Source organism: Streptomyces sp. NPDC014870, assembly GCF_043081505.1.
In the GTDB taxonomy this organism is placed as follows: Bacteria; Actinomycetota; Actinomycetes; order Streptomycetales; family Streptomycetaceae; genus Streptomyces.
This window is the reverse complement of record NZ_JBIBWQ010000008.1, coordinates 391,605-410,442: the sequence shown is the minus strand read 5'-3', so window position 1 is coordinate 410,442 and position 18,838 is coordinate 391,605. Positions and strand designations below refer to the sequence as shown.

Below are 18,838 nucleotides of genomic sequence, written 5' to 3'. Positions count from 1 at the left end.
GATAGGCCAGCACCGCGTGCCGGGGGCCGGGAGGCTATCGGCGAACGCTCTCCGTTCTCGTCGGACCGCCGAAGGTTGGCGGATTCGTGTTGGACGGCGCGCGAGGCTCAGCACCGGTGGTGAGCCGCCCGGCGGTCCTGTCTGTACCACTCAGGACCGCCGGGCGGCCGTCTAGGCGGCAGGCACAAGATCGTCCAGATTGACTACCTCGTAGTCCCGCAGTTCGCGTATGAGTTGGCTCGCCAGGAACCAGCCCAACTGGGGGTGCCCGTACGCCACGGGCGCGTCGTCGTCGTCGGCAGGAAGCGGCTCCAGGCCGGTGGCGGTGAGGCGGTACCGGGTGCCGATGACGCCCCAGGGCGATGTCGCCCGCGCGCGGAAGGCAACGTGCCCCTTCCCCAGGTGCGGGCACAGCTCCAAAGCCGGCCGCAGGTGCTTCAGGCACACCGGCGGCTGTGCCGTCCTCACCGGCTCACCAGCACGGTGGGACGCGGCGCCCTCGGCCCCGGCGAGGAATATGTACCCCCGGTCGGTCTCGGCCGGGCAGAAGCCGACCTGACACCGAAGCTGCTTCATCGTCTCGCGCTGCCGGGCGGGGTTGACCAAGCGCCACTGCGGCTTGCCCGTCGGCTTCCCGGCAGCATTCAGCGACTGGGAGCAGCGCGCCCACAGCTCACCTCGCGGCCCGCGGTCAGCGGGGGTCTCCTCCTGGTAGGCGAGACGCACGGAGCCGAAGGCGTTCATGCTCAGCGTGAGCTCCGACTCCAGCCCGCCGTACTCGCCCTCTCGCGACGTGATGTACGGGACGAGCCGGGGCGCCGCGCTGGTCCGCTTCACGCGGCTGCCCTCGCCAGGTTGAGGGGCCGGTGCGGGGCGACGATCCGACCGTCGGGGAGGAGTTCGCCGGTGTCCTCGAAGAGAAGCACTCCGTTGCACAGCAGGCTCCAGCCCTGCTCAGGCCGGTGCGCGAGGGGCCGCGCGGCCTCCCTGTCGGGAGCCTCAGCCGTGGGGCACGGCGGATTGTGCGCACACATGGTACTCGTCCTCTCGGATGAGAAGTTGGGCCCTCTTCGGCGAGCTACGGTGCCGTGGGGGAACACGGTTCGGGCACGGCCGAAGAGGGAGTCTTGTGGTGCCGCTGCATGAAGGCGGCGATGGCTGCTTCGCTGTAGCCGTAGAAGCGTCCGAAGACCGCGTCGTTCTCCCACCACTCGGGGGCGGAATCGCCCCACTCGACGGTGTGGCAGGTGTCGCGGTACGGCGACCAGCGAACGCGCAGGTCCGGGAAGCCGGTCTGCTCCGTCAGAAGGACGTGCGTCGCCCTCGCGTGCGTCAGCAGGTCGAAGGACATGTATCCGCCGCGGCGCGGCCCGCCGACGGGAACCGCGAGGAGCGGCGCCCGAAAAACACGGACTGCTACGGCGTCCGCCAGGAGAGCAGGTTCGGCGAGACGGCTGCGGAAGTGCTCGTAGTCGTACGCTTCCGCAGCCGGGCGAAGGGAGACGGCGGGGTGGCGCGGCAGCGTTGTGGCGGTGGTCAGCATTCAACCTGCCCCTTGATGTAGCGAGCTTCGATCAGCCCTTCGACCAGGTCGGAGGTCACGAAGGCCAGGCGGCGTGCGAGACCGACGGCCTGCCGGTAGTCGGCCGGCGTGCGCTCATCTCGGAGGGGGCGACCTCGCTCAACGAGCTGGACCATCTCCGCGGTGGGCGGGTATCGCTCGTCCGCGACGGCGATGTCGCTGAGCTGCTTCAGGTGGCCGCGGAGCCGGTCAACCAGGGCGCCGGTCGTCGCGACGGGCGGCGGCTGGTTGCCGATCGCCGTGTCGAGGTCGTCAAAGACCTCCTCCACGTCGAGCGGCTTCCAGTTCCTGATCCGGCCCAGGACGGACCTCAAGCCCTCTGCGTCGAGTGGAGGGGTCCACTGCGGTGTGCTGGGCCCGTCGGCTGACGGAGGAACCACGTCATTCTCCGGAACCAGAGCGGTGAGGGACATCGGGAACTCCTGGAGAGGGCCAAGTGCCGGCCGTGGGGGCTAGAAGTGCTCGGTCGTTCCCGGGGTCCCTATGAAGACCCACACGTCCTTGCCCGCTGAGGTCATGGAGACGGACGTGTCGTCAGCCAGGGCACGCAGCAGCATCAGCCCGCGCCCCTCTTCGGCCAGGGGGCCCGGCGACGAGTACACCGGCGGGCAGGGGTCCTGGTCGCGGACGATGGCGGTGACGCCGTCCGGCACCTTCTGGAGGAGCAGGCTGGCCATCCGGCACCCGTCGGCGTCCGCAGAGGTGTGCTGCAAGACGTTGGTGAGCAGTTCGTTGACCACGGTCAGCATGCGGAACGCGGTGCCGTTGTCGACGCGCCACCAGCAAAGGTGCGCTGCGACGATATCCCGCACGGTTCCGAGGTCTTCAGCCTGGACGTTGAAACTCATGTCGAGTTGGCCGTCCACGCTCCTGGACGTGGCTCGAACAGAAGCATCCCGTTCGCGGGTGTCGACGAGTAGTTCCATCGCTGTCCTCCGTTCTGCCAGAACCCCTTCAGCAGGGGTGGGTTGCGGTGTGTACTGGACTAGAACCGATCAGCAACCATTTAGGCAGAGCGCACCGAGAACGTGCAGAGCCTGATGCCGAGAGGTGAAGAGTTCGGCATCAACGACTTCGGGGGCAGAACATGCCGCAGCCAATGAAGCAGCTCGATCCGGGGGCGTCGCCCCAAGAGTGGTTCGGGAACGAGCTGCGAAGACTGCGCTTGGAGCAAGGGCTGTCGGCCAAGGAGTTGGGTCGGTTAGTACAGGTCAGCGACGACATGATCTTGGCGATCGAGAAGGGCAAGTACCCGAGCTGTCGTCGCGACGTGGTTCAGCGGCTCGATGACGTCCTCAGCACGGGAGGGCTCCTTGACCGGGCGTGGGCGATGGTCTTCGGCAAGCGTGATGCCGATAAAAAGCGGTCTGATGCCGATAAGGCTTCCACGCGCCGGGGGGAGGGACCCGTTCAAGCTCCGGGAGGCCGCATCCTGGGCAGAGACGAACCGACTCTTCGCCCCGGGAGCCATGAGCCCGTGATTCGACGCTCGTTCCTCCATCTCAGCGGCCTCGCCGCCATAGCCCCTCTCAACTTCACCGACCTCTTCGCGCCCGCCGAGCTGTCTCTCCCAACCCACGTCAACCCGAGCCACGTCGACCAGGTCCTGGCCGTGGCCACCGCCATCAGTGGCATGGACAACGAGCTGGGAGGCGGAGGCGTGGTGCGTGACGTAGCCGCCCGAGCGATGCAATGGTCGGCCGGCCTGCTGCAAGCCCAGTTCCCCGAGCACCTACGAACCGACCTGTTCGCCGCCGTATCGCGCCTCGGCATCGTGGTCGGCGCCTCTGCCTTCGACGCCTACCACCACGACGAAGCCACCCAGACGTTCCGGTTCGCAGCGGACTGCGCCGAGGAGGCCGGAGACTGGCATCTGCGGGCGAAAACGTACTCGTTCCTCGCACGGCAAGCCGTATGGATCGGAGCCCCCGATGACGGCCTCACCTACGCCGAGAAGGGGCTGGTGCGCTCCGACCGCCTGACGGCAACCGAGCAGGCGATGCTTCACACGGCGAGGGCCAGGGCCTTCGGGAAGATGGGCAACGTCCGCGACACCATGGCGGCCGTCGGCGCCGCGGACGAAGCGTTCACCCGGGCCCGGCCCGCCGAAGACTCGCCGTGGATGGCCTACTACGACGAGGCGCAGCACAACGGGGACACGGCTCACGCCCTGTTCGATCTCGCGATCCTGGCCGGGCAGGACCCGGGCCGGGCGGCGCGCCGATTCGACACAGCGGTGAAGGGACACACAGACGCCTACAAACGGTCCCGGGCGATCTCGCGGACCAAGCTGGCCTCCCTGCTCATGGCCAGGGGCGACCCCCGCCAGGCGGCGGCGCTCGGCCACGACGCCCTGAACGAGGTAGGCCGGCTCACCTCCCGGCGAGCTGCCGACGACCTGCGGCAGCTCGGCCGTTTCGCATCGAAGTACGGAGCTGTCCAAGAGGCTACGGCCCTACGAGATCGGATCGCCGCTACGGTTTCCGCATGACTTCTTCGGCAGCCGCACCTGCGCGTCACGTCCTGGAGCAGGCATGCTCCGCGGCCGGATTCGACTCCGCCGGAGCGGAACCGCTGCGCCTGGCCGAGAACCAGATATGGCGGCTGCCTCATCACCGGGTGATCGTACGGGTCGCCCGGGAAGGACAGAGCGCTGCGGCGGCCCGTGAGGTGCGCGTCGCGCGTTGGCTCGCCCAGGAGAACGTCCCGGCTGTCCGCCTGGTCGACGTGGAGCAGCCGGTCGAGGCGGGCGGCCGGCCGGTGACCTTCTGGGTGGAGCTCCCTCCGCAGGAGCACGGCTCCGTCCAGGAGGTCGCCCAACTCCTCGGGCTGCTCCATGCCCTGCCGACGCCGGACATCGACCTGGGGTATCTCGATCCCTTCGTCCGGGTCAGGGAACGACTGGAAGCGGCCACCACGATCCGCGACGATGACCGGGAGTGGCTTCACGGCCTGCACCGCGATCTCGAAGCGGCCTGGGCCGAGCGGCCGGCCGGTCTGCCCGACCGGGCTGTGCACGGTGACGCCTGGCCGGGCAACATCGTCCGCACGGTCGAAGGGGTCCTGATGATGGACCTGGAGCGCTTCTCCGTCGGGCCTCCGGAGTGGGATCTCGTGTCCACCGCGGTACGCGCGAAGACCACAGGCGCGGTGAGCGAGCACGAGTACGCCCAGTTCTGTGCGACGTACGGGTACGACGTGACGGAGTGGGAGGGCTATCGCGTCCTCGCGGGCGCCCGAGAGCTGCGGATGACGACGTACGCGGCCCAGCACGCGGCCAGCAACGAGGAATGGATCAGCCAGGCCCAGCACCGGATCGACTGCCTGCGCGGTCGATCCGGTCCGCGGCCGTGGTCGTGGGAGGGAATTCTCTGACCCGGCTGCTCAGATCCTCCGCCGCGGCGGCAGCTCGCCGGGGCCGAGCATGGTGTGTTGGTTGATCAGGTAGCGGGGGCCTGCTCGGCCGCGGCCGGTCAGGACTCGCCGTCCCGGACCAGCTCCGCGCGTACGACCTCGACCTCCGTGCTCACGTCTCCTCCGGCGGCTCGCACTCCGTGGCTTTGTCCACGAGAACGAGTTCGGGAGGCACCCGGCCGCTGCCCTGCTGGGTACAGTGCGGCCCGGGGCATCTGGCAGCGCCGGTGGAGGGCGCTGGCGGCGCCCTCCACCGTTTCGCTACGCCATGACCTTGTGCAGTGCGAGCACAGTCGCGCCAGCGGCACCGAGCCCCGGCAGCACACCTGCAAGGCCCAGGACGAGCGCGCCCGCCACGACACCGGCGAGCAGGATGATCGCCCAGCGCTGCGGCAGGGGCTCGGGGGTGTGAGAATCTGCCACGTACTGTTCTCCTTGAAGAGTTCTTCGAGCAGGCGGCCCCGGCTGGTACCCGGGGCCGTTCGCGTCTGTGCGAACGGCGGTGCCGCCGAGCCCGCGTTGAGCGGGCCTGAAATCAATCGTCAGGGGTCCGGAAGAGCCTTCGACAGGGCATGATCAACGTTTTGATCCGGGTAAAGAGCGTCAGCGACATCCTTGACCCGGATCAAAACAGCGGGATCAAAGCGCTAACCCAGTTTTTTTGGAGCGATCATGGCTGACGCACAGGAGACGAACGAGCGCAGACTGCGCCGGCTGCGGCAGATGCGGAAGACCGGCTCAGTCACGAATGCCTCTGAGGCCCTGGATGGAATCTGGCAGGCCGGGAAGAGGCCGGACTCGATCGTCCTGCGCAGCACCCTGCTGCGGGCCGAGGGGGAACGGTCGAGGCTCACCAAACTGGTCCTTCCACGGGGGATAGCACTGCGCTTCTACCTGCTGGCGGTCTACGAAGCGCAGTGCCGACTGGACACAGGAGACCTATGGGAGAACGTTCGCCCGCTGAAGGGGGCCGGATCGTGGTCCGCCCTCGTTGCCATCGACGGTGCGTTTGACGCCGAGTTGGGTACGTACGACACCTGGCTGGAGCAAATGCCCCCAGAGCTCCGCGGTAGCGCGAGAACGGAGGAGCTGTGGCACCAAAGGAAGCAGGAGGCCCTGCGGCTCCAGCAAGTCAAGGGAGCCCTGAGAACTCTGGAAGAGCTCGGCCAGGAAAACGCCCTGGTCACCATGGAGCGCGGGGTGCGCGGACAGCGGTTGTACGGGAAGTTCTCGCTTATGGAGGAGGGCGGGCGGGGCGATAGGCCGACCCCGGATTTCTACACCGTCCCCGCCCCGCACTGGGCGGCAGCCAAGACGATCACGATCCCCAAGGACTTCTTCCTCAAGGGCTGGATCCAGGTGCTCAATCCCTCCGAAGTCGCTACCTGGCTCATCCTGAGAATGATGAGCCAGTGGGCGCCCAGGAAGCACCACACGTCGGGCGTCTTCCTCACCACCCGGCCCCGCATGCAGCGCTTCGGCCTGCGTGACGATGCCTGGGAGGACGGCTGCCGGCGCCTCCTCGAATTCGGCCTCATCCGCCACGCCGAGCCGCCCGAGACGGAAACTGCGGCCGAAAGCGCGGACACCGAAGCGGTGATGAGGGAGTTCTTCTCCCAGCCGACTCGCGTCCGCCAGCCTTACGAGCCGCACCTCTGGCAGATGACCGATGGGGGGCTCGCCAAGGATGCTGTCGAGACGCTCGATCGGGAACTCGCCCTTCGGCAACAGGCACTTGACACTGCCGCCATGAAGCGCGCGCAGCACGATGCCGGGCGCCTCACCGGTCGCCCGCCAGCCGACGAGTGAGGCGCGCTCCGCACGCCGCTGCGTGAGCCCGGCGCCGCTCTTTGCCGAGGGGACCCTCGAACCGCCGCCCCGGCCGTGACTCCCGAAGTCATCGACATTGATCAAGCGACGGGGTCACGCAGTGACTCCCGAAGCTGTCCGTTCCCATCGAATCCAGTCGCTGTCTCATTCAATCCAGTCTCCCCATGCGTCCGGGTGTGCCGCGCTGCAAAGACCGGTGGCTGTCAGGTTGGTCCGGCTGGGGCGGGGCGAGGATCACCGAAACGCCGGCGCTCGCACTATCCACGTCGGCTAGCCTGCCCCTCCCCGAACGCGAGGAGCACGCTATGAACTGGGTGTCCCGGCTGATGTCCAGCGAGGGCTGGGCCATGAGCAACGACTACGCGGCGATCGCGACCACCGTGATCTTCGGCGTCCTGGTGATCGGCACCGCCCAGCACTACGCGATGGTCAAACGCATCAACGACTTACGAAACAAGAGGATCCAAACCGTCTCTGACGCCAGGGCACGGGCACTGAACGACCTGCGAAACGGCACGAAACCAAGCCTCAGCGATCTAGAACAGGCGCACGGCTCCCACCTGACCCACGAGGGGTTAGATGGAGGACTCACCAGGTGGTCCGCTGGCCTCTGGGGAATCGTCGCCGGAAGCCTGGCCGTCGCGCAGGTCCGCATCCTCATCTGGGCAGGGGGCGCCGACCCCGGCCCCGCTCCAAATCTGGCTCACCTCATCTTCATCAACACCGCAGGAGCCATCGCCCTGCTCGTGCTAGAGACCTTCGCCCGCGCGGGCAAACACCTGATCACCAACAAGCCCCCCGTGCGCACCCCCTGGCCAGGCAACAACGACGAAAGGGCACAGCTCGTCCGAATCGTCCGAGAGCATCAGGAGACACACCAAGTCCCACACCCGCAACCAGACACCGGCACCCAGACCACTTCGTCACCTGACTCATCACCGACATAACCTCAACCAACAGCACGCCAGCTCAGCGTCAGTCCGGGTCATCCCGGACCGTAACGGTTGTCTCACTCAATTCAGTCCACCCAGGTCAGCGGCACCCACAGCGACTACCTTCACTGAGACGAGACAGAAGCTGTCCCTTGTCATACAACCGAGTCGCTTTGTCCCGTCTCCTGCGATCTGGTCCACGTCTCAGGTGATCTGGTCCGATTCGCTCGTGGTCTCAGGTGATCTGGTTCGCCGGTGTGTTTGAAGCGGGCTGTCGCTCGTTGGGGTGACGTGATCCGCGTATAGGCCATCGCGCTTCGTGGGGTGTTACACCCTCACGGTACGGGGTGAGGGCCTGGGGAGGGTGCTCGTGGGCAAGCCTGCAGTGGCGGTACCGGCCTAGCAGTATCCGTCGGACGTCCATGTGGGGTTCGTGGGTCCCGATGGCGCCCGTCGGATGGGTCCGTTGGCCCGCTACTGGGGTGAGCCCTTCGAACGCGCCTCACTGGCCCGGAAGTTCGGCGCCTTCAAGGGGCAGAAGAACTTTACGGGCGACTACTGGGCGGTGACCTCGCGGTCTCTGGTGGGCTACGAGTCGTGGGTGGAGCGGGATGCGGCGATGGCCTTGGACTTCGAGCCTGCCGTCGTAGCTCTGGCCTCCCAGCCCTTCCGTCTGGTCTGGCCACATGGCGACAGGGATCGCGAGCACACCCCGGACTACTTCGCACGGCTCGCCGACGGGGCCGGTGTGGTGGTCGATGTCCGTCCCCAGCGTCTGGTCGATGAGCAGCTTGGCACGACCGGCTGGACCAGGTTCTGCCGCAGCAAGAACAGCACCAGCACCACCGACCGGTACAGCCCCAGCGCAAACGGCTGTCTCCGCGAGACCAGCCCACCCATGCCCAGCGCCGCGTGAACCCGGGCCACGAGCGCAGTCAATTGCTCTGCATCCAGCCCGGTTGTAATCTGCCAGCTCAACGACCCCGCCTGTGCCGTCCGATGTTACGTGACAGCTCGTCAGACTACAGAGCCGGGGGTGTTGCCTGGGCCCAACGGCAAGAGGCTTGTGAATAGCCCTCCTGGTCGTCCGGCCGGGGATCGAGTGGGCGTGCCGGGCACGGGCAACTAGACAAGGGTGCTTCTGAGCGCGAACAGGCCCACATCGCCCCTCCCCACCGTGAACCGGGGCGCGACCTTGGAAGGAGAGGGGCCGGAGATGAACTGGCCAAGGTTTGCTGTGTGTTGTGGTGTTGCACTGGCGCTGGGAGCGTCCGCATGCGGGGGGTCGGGCGGTGACAAGCGGGGGCGGTTAGTTCTCGATGTCTCCGGGTTGCCTGGAGGGGCGCAGGGTGAGGCGAGAGTGCGCGGCCCCGGCGGCGAGGCGTTCACATTGCGTGGCGAACAGGGGCGCGACGTCGCTCCAGGCGTCTACCGCCTGTCCTTTCCTGCTGTCCGCGCTGGGAAGGCCCAGCACTACACGATTCGCGAGCACCAGAAGGTGCGAGTAGCCGCAGGCGGGAGCACTGCCGTCCCGACGCGATATGAGGTGGAGCTGCCGGACAGCACGGTGGTGCTGGATCCGGAAAATGCGAAGATTCAAGACGTCCGTGATGGCGAGGTCGTCTTCTCCTCCGGTGGTCGCGGGGTCGACCGGGTGGAGTCGGGGAAGATCATCATGGCGGGCCGCAAGCCGGACTCCCCGCAGGTGCCTCCTCAGAGGGTCACGGAAGTCGAGCAGCGGGGCCAGATGCTGGTAGCCCGGACCGAGCCGGTGACGCTGCGCGAGGCACTGCCCGAGGGAACGATCGTCTTCGAAGACGCCGAAGGGGCGACGGACAGCGCAGAGGCCGGCCCACGCACCATGAACGTCCGGCAGGAGAAGCCGAAGGAGGATCCAGCATTCCACGTCGAGTTCGGCGGCTTCCAGGTCGGCATGAAGACCGGGGAGAACCCGAACAACCCGGCGAACACGCAGGGCTGCGGCGCCGAGATCCCGAGCGTGAAGTACATGGTCAACGAGTTCCAGCTGGCTCCTCGTGGTGGCTACAGCTGGACGAAGGAAGCGTTGCGGCCTCGTCCCCAGTACGGAGTGCGGTATGTGGCCGACGCGTCGCTGGAGGTCTCCGGGCGGGTCGACGTCAAGTGCGAGGAGCGGTTCGAAAGCGAAAGCTTCGCTCCCGAGGGAAACATCTGCGCCCACACTGTGGTGAAGATCGCACGACTGGGTGTCGTGTTCTTCGGCCCGTACTGCGAGGCGCGAGGGATGTTCAAGGGTTCGCTTGTCGCAGAGTCTGGCGAGATCAAAGGGAAGGTGTCGGGCAGAACCGTCTTCGATGGAATTGGCCCGGACGGTCGCAAGACCGGGCCTCAGATCAAGGAGAAATCGTTCACACCCGATGTACAGACGGAGTTCTCCGGTCCGAAGTTCAAGGTGTCGGTAGAGCTCGCCATCGAGGTGGTGATCGGCTTGCAGGCGCTCGCAGAAACCGGGAAGGCCGGACTGGGGGTGGAGCTCGCCCACGGTCTGGAGGTCGGGCCCGGCGAGACGAAAGCTCCCGTGAAGGGGAAGATGTTCTTGCGCGGAGGGCTCGATGTGGGGAAGTTGGACCCCCCGGAACTGAAGCTCTTCGGCTGGGAGCTGGATCTGCTCAAAACCCTCCCAAAAAGGGAGACGAGGCCCACGCACCCCCGCCTGACCCTGAACCGGGAGCAGTCGAAGGACCCCAAGATGCTAGAACGTCTCGCCGCGCACCTATACGCGTCGTCAAACGGTCGGCTTGGGACGCGCGGCCCCAGCAACGTCCACCTAGACCTGGATCTCGTGGCCAATGAGAATCTACGGATCAACCCGCCTGCAGCGTCTGCCCCACCAGGCAACGACATCTGGATCGAGAACATCTGCGGCGGCGTAACCTGCCACACCACCGTACTCGACTTCCCCCGGGAGCTAGCACCGCTGGACGTGAACGCGAAGCAGGCGCGGATCGACGGTGTCTTCTCCGTGCGGGAGGTGAAACAGGGGGACGGGTTGCAGATCATCCGGCTGGGTCCTCCCATGGACCAGGGCTGATTCAAAATCCTGGTCAGTACCGTCGTGCCGGGGTACCACCACTGCGCCTATCTCCGCGACCTCTTATCGCCGGACGGGCGGAGCGGGATGACGTTTCCGGGGGCAGGCTGGTCCCTGGCTGTCGGGTCGCCGGAGGATGAGGACCGCTGCCGCGAGGGCCATCTGCTCCGCTCGATGCGGGACTCGACCTCGGCAGCCTGGGAGTCCTTGAGAGCTTCCTTCAGTTCGAAACAGCGGAGCCGGACCAGACCAGCTGGGACAGCATCCGGCATTTACCCGCCCGGAACCACATCACCTGAGATTCCCGGCACCTCCACGTCTCAGCTGAACTGGTCGTTGCAGGCCAGGACTCCGACTTGGAACCAGATCATTTGAGACGGGACACGCTTGACAGAACCTAGTCGTGCGGGGTGAGCGGACTGACCGCACTCGGAAATGGGGCGCGACATTCCCTAGGGGATGGCACCCTGCCGGGATGGGGCATCACTCGTATCTGGTCGCTGGCGACTGCCAGTTCCTCTACACCCGCGGTCACTACGACGAGGAACTGGCAGCGCTCTTCACCGAAACCGACCGCAAGTTCATCGGCGCTGACGACAGCGAGGTTGTCCCTGGCGACGAGTGGCCCGAGAGCGAGTACGCGCTCGGGTACTACACCACCGCCAGGGCGCTGCGGCAGCGTCTCAACGTGCAGGGATTCACCTCGCGTCGTGCCGTTGCCGGCCTGGGAGAGGGCATCGACGAGTGGCGTAGGCACTATGAAAGCGAGGAGCAGAGCCAGCGGCGGGAACGGCGAGCGCAGAGCGAGTCGAGTTGGGAGACCGTCGTCCGGCCCCCGCGCGAGCCCGACGAACTACTCGCCGCCATTGGTGAGGCGATCCGACCGCATCGGCCGTATGAATCGTTCGCCACAGAGCAGGAGTACTTCCAGTACAAGAGTCGGTTCACCGAGACCGCCAGCGACGTCGAGGAACTCCGCTGGTTCGTTGAGGAACGCAACCTCATACGGCTGATCATCGACCAGGCCCCTGACGGCACACGGGTCGGGCTGAACCTCGGAGAGCTGACTGGCTGTTGCGTACATCTCGACACGACCCAACCCATCGCAGGCCCAACACGCGAGCGTCAGCTCGCAGCCCTGCCCGATAACGCCCCGCTGATTGTGCTCACCGAAGGCAGTACCGACTCCCGCCTCCTCACCGAGGCCATGTACACCACCCACCCGCATCTCGCGGGCTTCGTCCGATTCATCGACTACACCGGAACGAACGCCCGCGGCAGTGTAGGCATGCTCTCGACCATGGTGAACGCGTTCATTGCGGCTGGCGTCGCCAACCGCTTCGTGGCCATCGCCGACAACGACGCTGGCGGGCATGAGGCGCTCGCCAAACTGAAGCGGCAGAGACTTCCGATGGGCTGCCAGGTGCTGCACTACCCGGACTTGCCCCTGCTGGCCAGTTACCCCACCATCGAGTCGGCGTCCCCCACCGTGTCCATGACCAATGTGAACGGCGTCGCCGGTTCCCTGGAGATGTACCTCGGCGAAGACGTCCTGACCATCAACGGCGCCCTGGCACCAGTCCAACTGGGGACCTTCATCCCCGCCGTGCAGCGACATCAGGGTGCACTGTCAAAGGCGCACAAGGGTCTCGTACACAAAGCGTTTGAGGAGAAGATCAGGACTGCCCGACGCGAGCGGCACAGCGCCACCGCCGACTGGAGCGGCGTACACGCCATCATCGAGAGCATCGTCCACGCCTTCGACTGAACGACCCTCTCGTTGACATTCAACCTAGTCGTCCCAGATCAGCACCCTGCACCCGACTAACTTCGCTGTCCAAGGACAGAAGCCGTCGACAAACGGCTCCCGTTCGTTCTCGTGTACAGAGCCAGGCCAACGAACGGCAGCAGCGTTCGAGGAACCCGTAGGGTTCCTCGAACGCTGCTGGACAGGTAAGGGCTCTTCTTGGCGGGCGTTCTAGATTGCTGGGGACTCGGGCCGGTCGGGTTCACCCGGTCCTTCTGAAGCGGATACGCCCCCGTACGTAGACCGCCTGGTCTCCGCTCTTGCAGGGGATTCAGTGTTCGCGCCCGCCTCGGGGGTGACCTCACCAGGCTCCCGTGCGGCAACCTTCGTGAACACCTGCTCCGCGCGATCCAGGGTCAACCGCATCGTGCCGTAAGGACCCACGGCGTACCCGGTCCGGTGCCCGTGTAGGTGCAGTTCCTCCACTGCCTGAAGGCCGGCGTCGGCCTCCGGCACGTCGTCCGGTGGGATGAGGGCGTGCAGTTCCTCCGCCCACTCCCAACCGAGATCACGGAGCACGGTCCGCGCCTCTTCCTGCTCCCAGCCGCTTCGCGCCACCAGTCCGTGACGAGGGTCGGTCGAGAAGACCACGTTCGGGTCCGTCATCATCCGGCCATCTCCTCGACTCGTTCCGCAGGCCCCGTCTCCTCGCCCTTGGCCGTGGGCCAGGCCGCGAGCTGGAAACGCGCCGGACGGTCGTCGTGCTTGCCGACACGGCATTCGTCGCCTGCCTTTCCCAACGACTTGTTCATCCGGGCGAGGAAGCGGTCGTACTGCTCGTGCCAGATCACGGACGAGCCCGCCTCCGTATACGCGTCTCCCCTGGCGAAGGCCAGGGCCGCGATCTCGTATGCCAGACCCTCGTGCTTCGCCCAGCAGGGCGGGATCACATCCTGCGGCTGCCAGGCGTACCGCCCGTTCAGCCAGCGGCACACGGAGTCGAGCCACGCCGGCATCGGCTCGATCAACTCGGCGGACAGGGCGCCGAGGTCCCACGGGGAGGGACCGTCAGCGGCCACGGACTCCCCCGTGCTCCGCTCCGCGATGTACTCCAGGATCAGGGCAGGCGGCTCGGGGAAGGGATCGAAGCGGGTCAGGGTCTCGGTCATGCGGCTGCCGATCCTTCACGGCCGGCCCACGCCGCCGCGTGGGCCTTGGCCTGGTTCTTCTTCTCGGTGGCTCGTCGTGTCCTCTCGGCTTCGTTGGCGGCCCGCAGGTCCCGGACGTGACCCTCGATCTCGGACCAGGAGTCCCAGGTCCACATGCCGTCGAGCCGGGTGACGATCGGCGGGAGATTGTCCGCGAGGACCAGGGCGTGCCCCTCGGCCAGGCTCCTGATCTCGTCTCCTCGAAGGACGGGTTCGAGCGCCATGTGCGTGGCCGTGGAGTAGCCGCCGCGGTCCCCGCCGGACGTGGTCTTCGTTGTGCGCTCTCGCTCGACCTGACCGCACAGGTCGGACATGTCCTTCAGGAAGTCGGGGTCCTTGTCCCCGGGCAGGACGATGACGTTGTTGGTGAAGGCCGCCAGCTCCTTGGCGGTGTCCTCGCCGAAGCGGGCACGAGCTGACGCCCACGCCTGGAGGCCGTAGACGACCGTGATGCCACGGCCCCGGCCGTCGGCGACCCGTTGGCGAAGGGAGGGGATGGGCGCGATGTTCGGCGCCTCGTCCAGGGCCGCGAGGAGAGCGGGGTCGAGCCGCCCGGCCGGGGAGGCGAGAGCGTGCGCCTCCGCGAGGTCCAGAAGGTCTTCGGCTATCGCGGTGGTCAGCGGCGCAACGCTGTTCACCTCCGAGTCCTTACCGAGAAGGTAGAGGGTGCCGCCGGCGTCGAGGAACGCGCCGAAGTCCGTGGCGTCCTCGCCGTCTCCCTGAAGGGCGTTGATCACAGACTGGTGCATGAAGGGTTCGAGAGCCGCATCAAGGGTCGATGCGGTGTTGCCGACGGTGCGGCTATCGCCCGTGGTGGCCGTGCGGAGCATGTCCGCCCAGCCGGGGCCGGCGCCCGGGTGAGCGTTGAGGATTCCGAGCGGAGTGGGGTCGGTCAGCTTGCGGGCCCACCGCAGCACCCAGTCGAGGGAGGCGCCGTCCAGGGCGGCGGCATGGAAGAAGGCAGCGAGGATCTTGGAAGCCTGCCCCTTGTAGAAGGCGGCGCCCTCGCTGGACTGCGCCGCACCGTTGGAGGTGCGCGAGCCCGCGACGAACGCCTTCCCGCGCATCATCGCCACCTCCGTGTCGGCTGCGCCGTTGATCGGCGTCCACCGGAAGCGCGGGAGGCTCGGAGCGATGTTCTGCGGGTCGAAGACCGCCACAGGGCGGCCCTCCCGCCGCCGCGCGTCGAGGGTCAGTTCGACCAGATCGGGCTTGGTCGAGGTGGCCAGGACCGGCCCGGCCCAGCCGCGGACGAGCGGGGCGAAGAACCGCAGAGTCTTTCCGCTGCCCATCGGACCGATGACCCGGCATGCCTTGTCGGCACGCGACCACAGCTCGACGCCCTTCGGACGTTGCGAGGTGCCCAGCGAGTAACCGAAATCGTGAGGATCGAGAGGGTGGTGCATGACGTACTCCGGAACGAAGTGGGCGACGAGGAGAGGGAAGGTCAGCGAGCGGAGGAACGGTCCTTTGCGAAGCTCACTGATGACGCGCGGCTGGGGCGGCCGTCGTCGCTGGTGAGGGAAGGCCGAATCTCCGTGGCCCTCAGGACCGCCTTGGCCGACATCTGACGCTTGAGCTGTCCCTTGCTCGCGAATCCGGCGTTGCGCCGTCCGCGGTTCAGCAGGAACCAGAGCGCCACCAGGGTGACCGCGCACACGGCCGTCACGGCGTACAGGGCCAGAGAGATTCCGCCGGGAAGGATGTCCATTACCCGGCCTTCCGCGCGACGCGGGCCGCCAGGTAGCGCATCCGCCGGCCGCACAGCCGCGACATCGACGCGTCGGGCCCAGCACAGCGCGGGGGCGCGGTGTGGAAGGCGCTGTGCAGGTCCTCGGCGGCCCGCCAGATGTGGGAGACGGCCGTCCGTACGCGTCCTCCGGCGGCGGAGTAGTCGCCGTGGTCCAGGACGACGGCCAGTTCCTTCGTGCGGCGGGCGAGGTCGAGCGCATCGGCGTGCAGCTGGTCGATGTCCTGTCGCACCGCGCGTTCGGCGGCGGGCAGTGTGGTGTGGGTGGCGACGGTCATGGAGGAGGCTCGTTCCGAATCTGCGCGGAAGGGATCGGCGGCGGAGATGTGGCGGTACCCGCTCATGCGGCGTCCGCCGCAGTGGTGGTCAGATCGGACATCGAGCCGGAGGAGAAGCACAGGTGCTGCTCGGCCTCCACCAAGAGGTGCTGAACGCCGGGGTAGATCACCTCGCCGACCTTCCACAGCGCGATCCCGCGGCGCAGGCGCATGATGTGCTCGGCCGTCCAGGACGGCAGGCCCAGCCGGGCCACCGTCGCTTCCGCCTCGGCCTTCTTCTGGCTGTAGATCACGATGGTGTCGGCCATCTTCAGAGCCGCTTGGGTCTCCGGGCTGTCGTCGATGTCCGAGAGGTGATGGACGATGAAGATGCAGGAGAGGCCGTACCCACGCGCGAACTTGAGGAACTTCTCCAGCAGTGAAGCGAGTTGGGGTGTTCCGAGGATGTGCCACGCCTCCTCGCAGACGAGGATGCGCTTGCGCTGCGTGTAGCGGCGGCAGCCAGAGCCGGAGTTCGGCCCCAGCTCCCAGGCTCCGGAGTTCGCGTCGACCACGACGCGGTCGTGCTGCCCCGGTTCCGTCCCGCACTCGCACAGCGGGCGAAGCCACACCTCTTCGAGGAAGACCGAGATCACGGCGACGAGGATGGTCATGGCGACGCCGCCGGACGGAACCTTGGTCAGGTCAAAGACGATCATGTCGGCGTCCAGGTCCACGCCCAGGGTGGTCGGGCCGTCGAGCATGCCCGTGAGGTCGCCGGTCGCGTCCTGCTCACTGCCGCAGAGCCGGTCCAGGACGTAAGACGCCTCCAGGCCGTCCCCGAGGAGTTCGTCCCGCGTCCGCTGCTTGGCCGTCGCGTCGGACTCCTCCGGGGCCCGAAGGGCGGCGGCGACGTCGGCCAGGACCGGGGTGCGGCCGTGGTCTCCCGCCCGCTGGTGGGCCCGGCGGATCGCGATGCGGAGCGCGGAGCCGGCGAACTCGTCCAGGTTCTTGCCGAGGCCGAGTTCCACGATCGTGCGCACCAGCTCGACTTGCCGCTTGCCCGCGATGGCGGGGTCCATCGGGTTGATGCACGAGGCACCGCGGCCCCCGCCGGGGGCGAACTTCACCGGGGCCTTGCCGGTGAGCGAGCGGCCGAGCGCGGCCCACTCTCCTTCTTCGCGCTCCTTCTGTTCCTTGGTGTCGAGGACGACGACCTGACGGCCGAGGCGGATCTGTCGGGCCGCGTAGGTCTTGGTCAAGGCCGACTTTCCTCGTCCCGTGTCGCCCATGACGATCATGTTGCCGCCAGGCAACCCATCGCCGAAGGCGCTGAAAGGGCAGTAGATGAAGGCTTTCCCGCTGTAGAGCTCCCGGCCGATGATGGCGCCCGCGGTGCCGAGGGTGGGCGGTGCGATGGGCAGATACAGGGCCTGGCTGGTGGTCGTCTCGGTGTAGAGGGGACGGCGCACGGTCTCGTGCATCGGCGACAGCGGGGCGAGGTCGAGGAGGTCTGTCACTTGATGCCTCCGGCGAGGGGCAGGGTCGTGGCGAAGGCGCGGGCGTGTTCGAGGTCGAGCCATTCGATCCGCAGGTGCGCGTTGCGGGCGCGGGAGGCGGTGGTGCGCTTGGTGCGCTCCAGCTCTTCGGCGCTGCGCGAGGAGATGGTGACGTAGCCGACGACGGCCGAGCCGGCCGCGCCCGAGGAGGCCAGGGTCATGCCGCGTGATCCGGTCGCGGTGGCGGCGATCTGGTCGCGCGGGTCGATGTTCTTGCCGCGCTTACGGTCGCGGTCCATCTCGGCCTGGTTGTTCGTGTCCTCCGCGAGCATCCGTTCCACGGCCTTGTCGTTGGGTTCGAGCTGCTGCGTGATCGAGATGGTGCGGATGACGTCAGGCATTCCGATGAGCAGGGGCGAGAGGAAATCGGGGCCGACGGGGGTGGTAGGCCATCCCACGACGGCGGCCGTGGCGTGGTACCAGCTTTCGGTGGAGCCTGCCGCGCGGGTGGCGACGTGGGCGCCGTCGCGGACGTCGACGTTGCGAGGGAAGGCGTTTGCCCGTCGGAGGCCGGTGTCCCAGATGGCGTGGTCAGGGTCGTAGGAATTGCGGATGAATGCGGTCATCCGGCCTTCGTCCAGGGGCGCGATCACGGACAGGTCGGCGTCCTCCGCGCGGGACCACAGCTCATCCAGGTACGCGGCCATCGCGGCGGCGATCCCTTCGTCACCGGTGCCGCGGGCGGCGCCCTCGGCCGCTAGGTCGCGGGTGAACCGAGCGTGGATGGTGATGTAGTAGCGGTGTTCCTCCGCGCTGGTGGACACGGCGTCGGCCAGCACGCTGTACGAGTCCTTCAGCCACTGCGGCGCGTTCGACGTCGCGGCCGACTCGTCGCGATGCGCGATGAACCGCTGGTGGGCGTAGGGGTCCGACTTCATCTGCCGAGCGAGGACCTGAATCCGCTTCACGGGGTGCTCTTCCACGTTGCCGAAGGCGTCGAGGAGTTCACCCCAGCGTTCCAAGGCCACAACCTGCTCCCCGACTTCCTTGCCGCCGAGGCCAGGCGAGGCGATCTCCAGCGTGGCCGTGACGCACCCGGCCTCCGGCTGGAGGACCACGACGGCCTGCTGCCCGCGGACCGTGACCGGCACCCACGTCATGCCGACGATGCCTTCCGGCTCCACCAGGGCCTCGTCCGGCGGGGTGCCGTTTCGGCGTACGCCGGCCTCGACGGCCGGGGACACCCACACGCCGCCGGTGCGGCGGAGTGCCTTGCGGTGGTAGCGGTTGATCCGCCACCAGCGGTAGAGCGTGCGCCGCTGGGCGGTGCCCTTGGGCCGGTACGGGGCGTACACGATGACCAGGGCCAGCAGGATCGGCAGGAACAGGCATGTCGCGGCGATGGCCGTCACGCCGTTGAAGAGGTATCCGAGCAGGATGCCGGTGACGGCGCCGCCGCCGAGGACGACCTGTTCGCCGAGGTCGCGGCGGCCTACCAGCCCTGTGGGGCGGTGCTTTCCGAACTGATACGTACGAGTCGACATGAAGG

At 67.4% G+C, this 18,838-nt stretch carries 19 protein-coding genes; 7 read left to right on the top strand and 12 right to left on the bottom strand.

Going from position 1 to position 18,838, the window contains the following annotated elements; all coding sequences use genetic code 11:
- Nucleotides 1–171: 171 nt before the first annotated feature.
- Genes ACF09C_RS24570 through ACF09C_RS24550 form a run of 5 tightly spaced genes read right to left on the bottom strand, consistent with a single transcriptional unit; the run spans nt 172 to nt 2,508 of the window.
- Complete coding sequence (locus ACF09C_RS24570; RefSeq protein WP_392094274.1) at nt 172–837, bottom strand: hypothetical protein; 666 nt, start codon at nt 835–837, stop codon at nt 172–174.
- Nucleotides 834–1,034: a DUF5999 family protein gene (locus ACF09C_RS24565; RefSeq protein ID WP_392094272.1), complete on the bottom strand. Its 201-nt coding sequence runs from the start codon at nt 1,032–1,034 to the stop codon at nt 834–836. Before ACF09C_RS24565 ends, ACF09C_RS24570 begins: the two co-directional genes overlap by 4 nt.
- A 44-nt stretch (nt 1,035–1,078) precedes the next feature.
- On the bottom strand, nt 1,079–1,543 hold the full coding sequence (locus ACF09C_RS24560; protein ID WP_392094271.1) for a DUF6302 family protein: 465 nt from the start codon (nt 1,541–1,543) through the stop codon (nt 1,079–1,081).
- Nucleotides 1,537–1,995 carry a DUF6415 family natural product biosynthesis protein gene (locus ACF09C_RS24555; RefSeq protein WP_392094269.1) on the bottom strand — a complete coding sequence of 153 codons (459 nt, stop codon included), beginning with the start codon at nt 1,993–1,995 and terminating at the stop codon, nt 1,537–1,539. The genes ACF09C_RS24560 and ACF09C_RS24555 overlap by 7 nt, the downstream gene beginning before the upstream one ends.
- Before the next feature lie 39 nt (nt 1,996–2,034).
- Nucleotides 2,035–2,508, bottom strand: coding sequence for an ATP-binding protein (locus ACF09C_RS24550; protein ID WP_392094267.1), 474 nt, complete (start codon nt 2,506–2,508; stop codon nt 2,035–2,037).
- 173 nt (nt 2,509–2,681) lie between these two features.
- Here ACF09C_RS24550 and ACF09C_RS24545 point away from each other — a divergent pair, with 173 nt between their 5' ends.
- Both ACF09C_RS24545 and ACF09C_RS24540 read left to right on the top strand, forming a co-directional pair.
- Entirely contained in the window at nt 2,682–4,073 is a 1,392-nt protein-coding gene (locus ACF09C_RS24545; protein WP_392094265.1) for a helix-turn-helix domain-containing protein, read from the top strand.
- Nucleotides 4,070–4,957, top strand: coding sequence for a phosphotransferase family protein (locus ACF09C_RS24540; RefSeq protein WP_392094263.1), 888 nt, complete (start codon nt 4,070–4,072; stop codon nt 4,955–4,957). Before ACF09C_RS24545 ends, ACF09C_RS24540 begins: the two co-directional genes overlap by 4 nt.
- Nucleotides 4,958–5,257: 300 nt before the next feature.
- On the opposite strand, the gene ACF09C_RS24535 is transcribed toward ACF09C_RS24540, so the two are convergent.
- Nucleotides 5,258–5,419, bottom strand: coding sequence for a hypothetical protein (locus tag ACF09C_RS24535; protein WP_392094261.1), 162 nt, complete (start codon nt 5,417–5,419; stop codon nt 5,258–5,260).
- 249 nt (nt 5,420–5,668) lie between these two features.
- On the opposite strand from ACF09C_RS24535, the gene ACF09C_RS24530 reads away from it, so the two are divergent.
- From ACF09C_RS24530 to ACF09C_RS24510, 5 genes are all read left to right on the top strand, one after another.
- The gene (locus ACF09C_RS24530) at nt 5,669–6,805 is read left to right on the top strand and encodes a hypothetical protein (protein WP_392094260.1); all 1,137 of its coding nucleotides are present in this window, start codon (nt 5,669–5,671) and stop codon (nt 6,803–6,805) included.
- A 326-nt stretch (nt 6,806–7,131) separates the two neighbouring features.
- A complete protein-coding gene (locus tag ACF09C_RS24525; protein ID WP_392094258.1) occupies nt 7,132–7,773 on the top strand; it encodes a hypothetical protein in 642 nt (213 codons plus the stop codon).
- 451 nt (nt 7,774–8,224) lie between these two features.
- Nucleotides 8,225–8,674, top strand: coding sequence for a TnsA-like heteromeric transposase endonuclease subunit (locus ACF09C_RS24520; RefSeq protein ID WP_392094257.1), 450 nt, complete (start codon nt 8,225–8,227; stop codon nt 8,672–8,674).
- Nucleotides 8,675–8,974: 300 nt separating this feature from the next.
- Nucleotides 8,975–10,828 (top strand): hypothetical protein, encoded by a 1,854-nt coding sequence (locus ACF09C_RS24515; protein WP_392094255.1) that lies wholly within the window; start codon nt 8,975–8,977, stop codon nt 10,826–10,828.
- A 475-nt stretch (nt 10,829–11,303) separates the two neighbouring features.
- A complete protein-coding gene (locus tag ACF09C_RS24510) occupies nt 11,304–12,596 on the top strand; it encodes a HEPN/Toprim-associated domain-containing protein (protein WP_392094253.1) in 1,293 nt (430 codons plus the stop codon).
- 644 nt (nt 12,597–13,240) lie between these two features.
- Here ACF09C_RS24510 and ACF09C_RS24505 read toward each other — a convergent pair.
- The 6 genes from ACF09C_RS24505 to ACF09C_RS24480 form a co-directional block, all read right to left on the bottom strand.
- Nucleotides 13,241–13,744, bottom strand: a complete 504-nt coding sequence (locus ACF09C_RS24505) for a hypothetical protein (RefSeq protein WP_392094252.1) — start codon at nt 13,742–13,744, stop codon at nt 13,241–13,243.
- Nucleotides 13,741–15,189 (bottom strand): type IV secretory system conjugative DNA transfer family protein, encoded by a 1,449-nt coding sequence (locus tag ACF09C_RS24500; RefSeq protein WP_392094250.1) that lies wholly within the window; start codon nt 15,187–15,189, stop codon nt 13,741–13,743. The genes ACF09C_RS24505 and ACF09C_RS24500 overlap by 4 nt, the downstream gene beginning before the upstream one ends.
- A 41-nt stretch (nt 15,190–15,230) precedes the next feature.
- On the bottom strand, nt 15,231–15,494 hold the full coding sequence (locus ACF09C_RS24495; RefSeq protein ID WP_392094248.1) for a hypothetical protein: 264 nt from the start codon (nt 15,492–15,494) through the stop codon (nt 15,231–15,233).
- Complete coding sequence (locus ACF09C_RS24490) at nt 15,494–15,811, bottom strand: DUF6238 family protein (RefSeq protein ID WP_392094246.1); 318 nt, start codon at nt 15,809–15,811, stop codon at nt 15,494–15,496. Before ACF09C_RS24490 ends, ACF09C_RS24495 begins: the two co-directional genes overlap by 1 nt.
- Before the next feature lie 62 nt (nt 15,812–15,873).
- Complete coding sequence (locus ACF09C_RS24485; RefSeq protein ID WP_392094244.1) at nt 15,874–17,310, bottom strand: ATP/GTP-binding protein; 1,437 nt, start codon at nt 17,308–17,310, stop codon at nt 15,874–15,876.
- Nucleotides 17,307–18,833, bottom strand: a complete 1,527-nt coding sequence (locus ACF09C_RS24480; RefSeq protein ID WP_392094242.1) for an SCO6880 family protein — start codon at nt 18,831–18,833, stop codon at nt 17,307–17,309. Before ACF09C_RS24480 ends, ACF09C_RS24485 begins: the two co-directional genes overlap by 4 nt.
- Between the last annotated feature and the right edge of the window lie 5 nt (nt 18,834–18,838).

Bases quoted from the DNA above. Each gene is read 5' to 3' on its own strand.
- ACF09C_RS24565 (WP_392094272.1), bottom strand. From the start codon at position 1,034: ATGTGTGCGCACAATCCGCCGTGCCCCACGGCTGAGGCTCCCGACAGG.
- ACF09C_RS24560 (WP_392094271.1), bottom strand. From the start codon at position 1,543: ATGCTGACCACCGCCACAACGCTGCCGCGCCACCCCGCCGTCTCCCTT.
- ACF09C_RS24555 (WP_392094269.1), bottom strand. From the start codon at position 1,995: ATGTCCCTCACCGCTCTGGTTCCGGAGAATGACGTGGTTCCTCCGTCA.
- ACF09C_RS24550 (WP_392094267.1), bottom strand. From the start codon at position 2,508: ATGGAACTACTCGTCGACACCCGCGAACGGGATGCTTCTGTTCGAGCC.
- ACF09C_RS24545 (WP_392094265.1), top strand. From the start codon at position 2,682: ATGAAGCAGCTCGATCCGGGGGCGTCGCCCCAAGAGTGGTTCGGGAAC.
- ACF09C_RS24540 (WP_392094263.1), top strand. From the start codon at position 4,070: ATGACTTCTTCGGCAGCCGCACCTGCGCGTCACGTCCTGGAGCAGGCA.
- ACF09C_RS24530 (WP_392094260.1), top strand. From the start codon at position 5,669: ATGGCTGACGCACAGGAGACGAACGAGCGCAGACTGCGCCGGCTGCGG.
- ACF09C_RS24525 (WP_392094258.1), top strand. From the start codon at position 7,132: ATGAACTGGGTGTCCCGGCTGATGTCCAGCGAGGGCTGGGCCATGAGC.
- ACF09C_RS24515 (WP_392094255.1), top strand. From the start codon at position 8,975: ATGAACTGGCCAAGGTTTGCTGTGTGTTGTGGTGTTGCACTGGCGCTG.
- ACF09C_RS24510 (WP_392094253.1), top strand. From the start codon at position 11,304: ATGGGGCATCACTCGTATCTGGTCGCTGGCGACTGCCAGTTCCTCTAC.
- ACF09C_RS24505 (WP_392094252.1), bottom strand. From the start codon at position 13,744: ATGACCGAGACCCTGACCCGCTTCGATCCCTTCCCCGAGCCGCCTGCC.
- ACF09C_RS24500 (WP_392094250.1), bottom strand. From the start codon at position 15,189: ATGCACCACCCTCTCGATCCTCACGATTTCGGTTACTCGCTGGGCACC.
- ACF09C_RS24495 (WP_392094248.1), bottom strand. From the start codon at position 15,494: ATGGACATCCTTCCCGGCGGAATCTCTCTGGCCCTGTACGCCGTGACG.
- ACF09C_RS24490 (WP_392094246.1), bottom strand. From the start codon at position 15,811: ATGACCGTCGCCACCCACACCACACTGCCCGCCGCCGAACGCGCGGTG.
- ACF09C_RS24480 (WP_392094242.1), bottom strand. From the start codon at position 18,833: ATGTCGACTCGTACGTATCAGTTCGGAAAGCACCGCCCCACAGGGCTG.